The organism is Enterococcus sp. (assembly GCF_032555305.1).
Classification (GTDB): Bacteria; Bacillota; Bacilli; order Lactobacillales; family Enterococcaceae; genus Enterococcus_A.
Map to the genome: position 1 here is coordinate 81,561 of NZ_JAWGOQ010000019.1, position 7,540 is coordinate 89,100.

A 7,540-nucleotide genomic window follows, 5' to 3' on the forward strand; every position below is an offset into this window, starting at 1 on the left:
ATGAAGTATGATTTTGATTTGTCTCTTGAAGAGCATACGAGTGTGGGGAAAATCATCAGTCAGATTACTGAAGGTTCTTCCGTTTTAGAATTTGGTCCCGGCAATGGTCGTATGACTCAGTATTTGATCAATGAAAAAAAATGTGAAGTATCGATCGTTGAATTTGATCCGGTCTTATTTGAGCACGTCATGGGCTTTGCCCAGGACGGCTTTTTAGGAAATATTGAAGAGTATAAATGGAACGACCATTTCGCTGGTAAAACCTTTGATTTTATTATCTTTGCTGATGTTTTAGAACATTTGATTGATTCGGAAAAAGCTTTACAAGAGGCTAGTAAATTTTTAGCGCCAAACGGTGAAATATTACTTACTTTTCCCAATCTAGCCCATAATTCAGTCTTAATCGATTTATTCAACAATAAGCTGGATTGGAAGCAATATGGTCTGCTGGATCGAACCCATAATAGTTTCTATACTCAAAAAGGATTTGAGGAATTATTCGAGCGTATTGGGTTATCAATTCGTCGTGAAGATTTCACGTATTCTCAAGTTGGCCAGAATGAGCTATCAGCTAGCTATGATGAGTTGCCGCATATGATTCGCTATGATTTCAAGAATCGTGCGTTTGGCGAAGTTTATCAATATTTCTATGCGTTGCGAAAGGAACCAGTAGCTGATCCTGAGCGAGTTGAGCCAGTCAATTCAAATTACAACAAGCAAGTGCAATTAGCCTATTTGATTGATGGAAAATTCGAAGTGAAGCCATATATCTTTAATAATCAGACAAATGAAAATAAAGTCACAACTCACTTTGCACCCGCGAATACGGAGAAATTACGGGTCGTGATTGGGAAAGTTCCTGCAACAGTACAGCTTTCGATTGTTGTTGATAATAAGCTGGTCCCCATCGAAGAAACGAATGCCTCCTGGTATCAAGAAGACTTATTTTTATTTCCTGAAGTCAAAGAGGAGCCTTATGTGATTATTGATGGAGCTCTTGTTGCGGGGAAAGAGTATACTGTGAACGTCAACGTCTTGAATGAAGAAGAGTTCTTCTCATCTGAAGTAAAGGTGATGCAGGATGTCGCGAATGAAAAAGAAAAAAATCGTTTGCTTTCGTTAAAGCTGAATTATTTAGATCAGCATCATTATCAACTGAAAGATATTCCTTATATTCAGGCGAATGGCGAAATCGAAGGAATTAAACTGACGATCGAATCAATCGAAAATAATGAATCAGAAAATGAAGCAATCATTAAGGGCTGGGGTTTTTCTGAAACGAGCCAAATGCCACTGCAGTATTTATTAGCAGAATCCATGAATCAGCTGCAAGTTAATCCAATCTATCGACCTGATGTAAATGAGGTCTATGACATTGCGTCATCAGAGAAATTCGGCTTTATCTTGACAATCAAAAATATGCAAGTAACCGATGCAATCAAATTGTTCGTTATCGCAGATCAGGAACAGCTGTATCCAGTTGTGGCAAGCAATGCTAAACCAGTAAGCACACCAGTCACAAGAAAGGTTCGTCGCTTACTCGGATCAATCAAACGGAATGGGATTTCGGGAGCTCTGAAAAACTACCAACGTTCTAAACAGCAAAGTGCTAATTATGAAGAGTGGATGACAAAGGTTGAAGAACCTACCCGAGCAAAATTAATTGAGATTTCAAAGGACTTGCCCTTCCAACCGAAAATTTCTCTAGTCGTACCTGTATATAATGTAGATGAAAAATGGTTGCGGGCTTGTGTTCAGTCCTTGACAGATCAAATCTATGGCAACTGGGAGCTTTGCTTGGCCGATGATGCTTCGCCAAAAGCCCATATCAAACCTTTACTTCAAGAGTTAGCAGCTGCGGATGATCGTGTGAAGATCGTTCTGCGGGAAAAAAATGGTCACATTTCAGAGGCAACAAACTCAGCAATTGAGATCGCGACTGGGGATTATATCGGATTCTTAGATAATGATGACATTTTGGCAGATACTGCACTTTTAGCTGTTGTGAATGCACTGAATGAGGATCAAAATCGTGAGTTCATTTATACTGACGAGGACAAGCTATCCATGAGCGGCAAACGTTTTGATCCATTTTTCAAACCGAATTGGAATGAAACTTTGTTGCTGGGGCATAACTACATCACCCATTTTGTGGTAGTAAAACGTTCGATTATAGAAAAAGTTGGCGGTTTGCGCACAGAGTTCAATGGCAGTCAAGATTACGATTTTGTTTTGCGAGCTACTGAGGCGGCAAAGGAAATCTACCATATTCCAAACATTCTTTATCATTGGCGAACGATCGAAACTTCTGTCGCTATGGACCCTCAAAGCAAGGAATACGCCTATGTTGCTGGACAAAATGCGGTTCAAGCTGCGCTTGACCGTCGTAAACTTGACGGTGTTGTGTCGATGACGAAGAATTATGGGGCTTATAAGATCGATTTTAAATATGAAACAGATCCCAAAGTTTCGATCATTTTGAGTGGCAAATCAAGTGAAAAGCAAGTGAGCGATCTTCTAGCGACTGAATGGTCTAATTTCGAGATCTTGACAAGCAGTTCAGAAATTACTGATGAACGCATTCGGATGTTCTCTGACAAAGATGAAAATAACCTTGCTAAGGAAGCGGCAGGTGAATTTTTAGTTTTCTTGGCAGAAGATTTAATACCAACAAAGCAAACTTGGTTGAAGGAAGCAATGAACTTTGTTCGCTTACCAAATGTTGGTGCGGTTACTGGTAAAGTCATTAGTAAAGATGATGCGATTCTAAATTGTGGTGTGATCCTCGATCCTGCAAATGAGCGAATCGTATATGAGCAGCAAGGTCTATCAAATAAAACAATCGGAACGTATTTCCGTCCAACGCTGCCTCGTGAGATTTATACAGCAACGGAAGATGCGTGGATTATTCGCCGGACTGATTTCTTACAACTTGATGGTTTTGATCTCAACTTGCCATCTCAAATTAAAGGAATCGACTTTTCAATTCGCTTAGCACAGCAGAATAAAAAACTGATTTTTGATCCATATTTTGAAGTACGCTATCCTGGTGAAAATCATTTCAATGTAAAAAAAGAAGCATATGACACTTTAACGAAGAAATACTCTCAAGAATTGAATGATCCATTGATCAATCCAAATCAATTCAGCATAGGAGGCTAATCCCGTGGCAAAAAATGAACAAGTTTGCATTGATCAATGCAGTTATCATCCAGATACCAAACAATTAGAAATCAAAGGCTGGGCACTTGATCTTGATTCAAAAGAAGTCCCAATGATCGAGATTCACTCAGAAAACATTGCTAGTGATAAAACAGAGCTTTACCCACGTTCAGATGTAGCTGCTGCTCACAAAACGAGTGCCAGTCTGCAAATGGGTTTTCATTTATTGATTGAAGTGGTTGATCCAACCGAAAAAATTGTGCTTGATTTTCATTTTGCTGAAGATACTCAAAGTGAGTCATTTGTGCCAAATGAAAATATTGTAAAAGAGCCTAAACAGCCTTCACAAATTCACGCATTATATGGCAAAGCACGTAAAGGGCTAGGGTATTTAAAGCGTAATGGGTTAAAAAATACGTTGCGTCGGATCAAGCTGGAGCAAAACAAGCAATCGGATGAAAGCTATCAACAATGGATTGAAGAAAAAGAGAATTGGGATATTAATTCAATTAAAGCAGAGATTACTTCGTTTGATTACCAGCCGCTTATTTCAATTTTAATGCCGGTTTATAATGTAGAGGAAAAATGGTTGGCGAAATGCATCGAGTCTGTTCAAAATCAGTTTTACCCAAATTGGGAACTATGTATGGCGGATGATTGCTCGACAGATGCTACAGTCAGACCACTACTGGAAAAATACGCTGCACAAGATTCACGGATCAAAATTGTTTTTCGCTCTGAAAATGGTCATATCTCAAAAGCTACCAATTCTGCCCTAGAAATTGCTACAGGTGAGTTTGTTGCGTTATTGGATAATGACGATGAGTTAGCACCAATCGCTTTGTATGAAGTAGCCAAACGCTTGAATGAAAATTCAGAGTTAGATCTGATTTATAGTGACGAAGATAAGATCGATATGGCCGGCAAACGGTTCGATCCAGCCTTCAAGCCTGATTGGTCGCCAGATCTATTATTGGGAACCAACTACATTTCTCACTTAGGAGTGTATCGTCGTTCAATTATGAAGGAAATTGGCGGTTTTCGTGTCGGATATGAGGGATCTCAGGATTATGATTTAGTTCTACGCTTTACTGAGCAAACTACTGCTGGACGTATCGCGCATATTCCGCAGGTTTTATATTACTGGCGCATTTTACCAAGCTCGACTGCTGCTGATCAGTCAACGAAGAGCTATGCCTTCGATGCGGGACTGAAAGCTGTTCAAGATGCAATCAAACGTCGTGGAATCGAAGCGACAGTCAATCACGCGGCTGGAAATGGATTGTATGATGTCGACTATAAAGTATTATCTGAAGACTTAGTAAGTGTTATCATTCCTACGCGCAATGGCTATGACGATGTAAAACGCTGTGTAGACTCCATTATCGAAAAAACGACATATTCAAATTATGAGATCGTAATGGCAGATAATGGAAGTGATCAGCCAGAGATGCAAGAGCTTTATGCGAATTACCAAAAACAACTTGGAGAACGATTTGTTGTTGAATCTATTGACATACCATTCAACTATTCTCGTATTAATAATTTAGCTGCAAAGGTTGCTAAAGGAAAATATTTGTTATTCCTAAATAATGATACAGAAGTTATTACGCCAGAATGGATGACCAAGATGGTTTCCTTCGCCCAATTCGAACGTATCGGCTGTGTCGGCACAAAATTGTATTATCCAAACAATACAATCCAGCACGCTGGCGTGATCTTAGGAATGGGTGGAGCTGCTGGGCATGGACACCATACATTTCCACGCGGAGATTTCGGTTATTTTGGAAAACTTGAAATCAACGTGGATTACTTAGCGGTAACTGCCGCCTGCTTAATGATACGCGCAAAAGATTTTGCTGAATTGAATGGCTTTGATGAAGAGCTGACAGTGGCCTTTAACGACGTTGATTTATGTTTGCGAGAATATGAAAAAGGTCATGATAATGTGTGGCTGCATGGTGCCGAGTTGTATCACTTCGAGTCCCAATCCCGAGGCTACGAAAATACACCAGAAAAACAAGCTCGATTTGAGAAAGAAACTAAGTATATGGAAGACACTTGGGCTAAATATATTGAGAATGATCCGTATTATAATCCTAATTTGACGAGAGTTGGGGGAGATTTTTCGGTGAGAGTCGGAAAGTTATGACAACCGATTAAGTTCGGTTGTTTTTTATTTTATCTAAATTTATTTCCTACTTTTTGTTACAATATAGTTAGTAAAGTTAGGGGTGTTTCGTAAATGGATTTTATTTTTTTAGTTATTGTTTTTTTTATTGCATTTACAAGTGAACAAAATCAGGATTATAATAATCAGCAATTATCTATCCAAACTACCAGTAATTTGCAAGTAATTGCAGTTATATTTGTAATGATGCATCATTTATCACAGGGACTTAGTGAGTATCCAGATTCTTTTCTAGCTTCACGTTTGGTTGTCGTAGGTAGGTTAGCAGTAGGTCTTTTTTTCTTTATTTCTGGATACGGATTAACAAAACAATATAAGAAAAAAGGGAATCTATATTTAAACACTTTTCTTCAAAAAAAGATTTTGAGCATTTTGATACCGTTTATTTTAGCAATGATTGTTTATTTAATTTATCGAAATATAATAGGAGAGTTTAGTTTGAGTAATGCAATCTTTTCTTTAATAAACGGTAGTCCGATTGTACCTACCGGATGGTTTGCTCTAATGATAATTTATCTATACATGACATTTTTCATTAGTGCGATTATTTCTCGAAAAAACGATTTAGTATTGATTGTACTGCTAATTTTAAGTGTGATAATATCGATTGTACTGGCTAAACGTCTAAATTATGGGGAATGGTGGACAAATGCTGTCTTTTGTTTCCCACTAGGAGTAGTTTGGAGTACTAAAGAAAAGCAAATTACCGATTTTCTTTTTCGTCAATATCGAAAATCTGCGTTAGCGTTTGCCATACTATTTAGCAGTTTTTTTTATCTTGATGAATTGTCTTATTCCCCAGTTATTCGATCGTTATCTGTTCTTTTTTTTGTTTCGCTAGCAATGTTCATTAGTTACAAAATTACTTTTAAAAATTGGATATATCAATATATAAAAATAGTTTCTTTTGAGCTGTATTTATATCAGGGTCTGTTTATTCGATTTTTTCGTAGTGACATATTATCTATCGACAATCGTTTATTATATGTATGCTTGGTTATTTTAGCGACTACAGTGTTAGCATTTGCTATGCAACAGATTGCAAAAATAATTGGATCGTTATTACTGAGATAAAAGACCTACGATTGTCTGGCTATAACGAAAGGAAAAATATTTTTCTTTTGATCTATAATTTCAGAATTCAAAATCAAAATATGTAAAGTAGCGCTCAAGGTGCTTTACATAGTTCAGGATACCTCATACCTCATCTAATCGTGTTGGTGATGACAAATCTGGATGAAAGTTAGTTGTGTATGCGGCGCTATTCTGTGCGTCGCATACTTTTTTTAGTTTTCAAAGATAACACTTATTGTAAATATATTCGTGCTGTAAAAGCTGTGAAAATTAGGGTAACTAAAGGCCATTCGCTATCCACTTAAGTATAAATGATTTGGAAGTCTGAGTACCTTATAAAAAATCAGTCGAGTTTCTTTCATATTCAATATAGTTTGGCTATAGCTTAGTTGATAAAGTATTTCCTAGTTATCAGCTTATAACGAAGTATCACCACTTTTAACCAAACACTTTATTGTAAGCCAAATAGGAAACGATTTCAAATCGCAATTTTGCACTTGCCCCCCTCAAATTAACCGATTTTGGGCTAAAAACGGCTTTTTTCGCTCAAAATGTGCAAAATTGAGGGGGGAATCTGCAATTTTGCGATTCGCACTTTTTTGAAAAATCCGCTATCTTTTAGTCACCGGCCGGAACAAAAAATTTATTGGAGGAATTCAAATGATTCAACACATCGGAAACAAACTACAAGTGGAGATCGACGCAGGTGGGGAAAAAGTGAAGAAGATCAGCTTCGCGAATGTGATCGAAGAGCCAAGTGAAGAAAAAGTTCTGGAGCTAGGCGAGATTATGAAGGAACTATCGGTAGAAGGCAGCGAGCTGTACGGCGTGGTTCTAACCAGCCAATCACGCTACACCAAATAGAAAGGGGAAAAATAAATGTCCATGTTAAAAATCGTCGCAACCTTTAAAAACAGCTTTGGCAAAAATCAAATGTGGAGCTTCAATGATCCAGATACTACGAAGACAGGCACCGAAATCAAAGGATTATTAGAACGCATGACGAACGTGAAACTTTGTCAGAAAGACGGCGCGGAACTCTTCCACACCGTGGAAACCGCTAAGTACGTCGAAACAATTGAGACCATTATTTTCTAAATTAAACACTTTGAG

At 37.9% G+C, this 7,540-nt stretch carries 5 protein-coding genes; all 5 read left to right on the forward strand.

Going from position 1 to position 7,540, the window contains the following annotated elements:
- Positions 1-3,162 (forward strand): glycosyltransferase, encoded by a 3,162-nt coding sequence (locus tag E6139_RS14365; protein ID WP_316403773.1) that lies wholly within the window; start codon positions 1-3, stop codon positions 3,160-3,162.
- 4 nt (positions 3,163-3,166) lie between these two features.
- Positions 3,167-5,314 (forward strand): glycosyltransferase family 2 protein, encoded by a 2,148-nt coding sequence (locus tag E6139_RS14370; RefSeq protein ID WP_316403774.1) that lies wholly within the window; start codon positions 3,167-3,169, stop codon positions 5,312-5,314.
- Positions 5,315-5,407: 93 nt separating this feature from the next.
- Entirely contained in the window at positions 5,408-6,427 is a 1,020-nt protein-coding gene (locus tag E6139_RS14375; protein WP_316403775.1) for an acyltransferase, read from the forward strand.
- Between the two features lie 660 nt (positions 6,428-7,087).
- Positions 7,088-7,291, forward strand: coding sequence for a hypothetical protein (locus E6139_RS14380; protein ID WP_316403777.1), 204 nt, complete (start codon positions 7,088-7,090; stop codon positions 7,289-7,291).
- Between the two features lie 21 nt (positions 7,292-7,312).
- Positions 7,313-7,525 carry a hypothetical protein gene (locus tag E6139_RS14385; RefSeq protein WP_316401828.1) on the forward strand — a complete coding sequence of 71 codons (213 nt, stop codon included), beginning with the start codon at positions 7,313-7,315 and terminating at the stop codon, positions 7,523-7,525.
- The last annotated feature ends 15 nt before the right edge of the window (positions 7,526-7,540 follow it).

Excerpts from the sequence above, each read along its gene's own strand:
- E6139_RS14365 (WP_316403773.1), top strand. The coding sequence starts at position 1 with ATGAAGTATGATTTTGATTTGTCTCTTGAAGAGCATACGAGTGTGGGG.
- E6139_RS14375 (WP_316403775.1), top strand. The coding sequence starts at position 5,408 with ATGGATTTTATTTTTTTAGTTATTGTTTTTTTTATTGCATTTACAAGT.
- E6139_RS14380 (WP_316403777.1), top strand. The coding sequence starts at position 7,088 with ATGATTCAACACATCGGAAACAAACTACAAGTGGAGATCGACGCAGGT.
- E6139_RS14385 (WP_316401828.1), top strand. The coding sequence starts at position 7,313 with ATGTTAAAAATCGTCGCAACCTTTAAAAACAGCTTTGGCAAAAATCAA.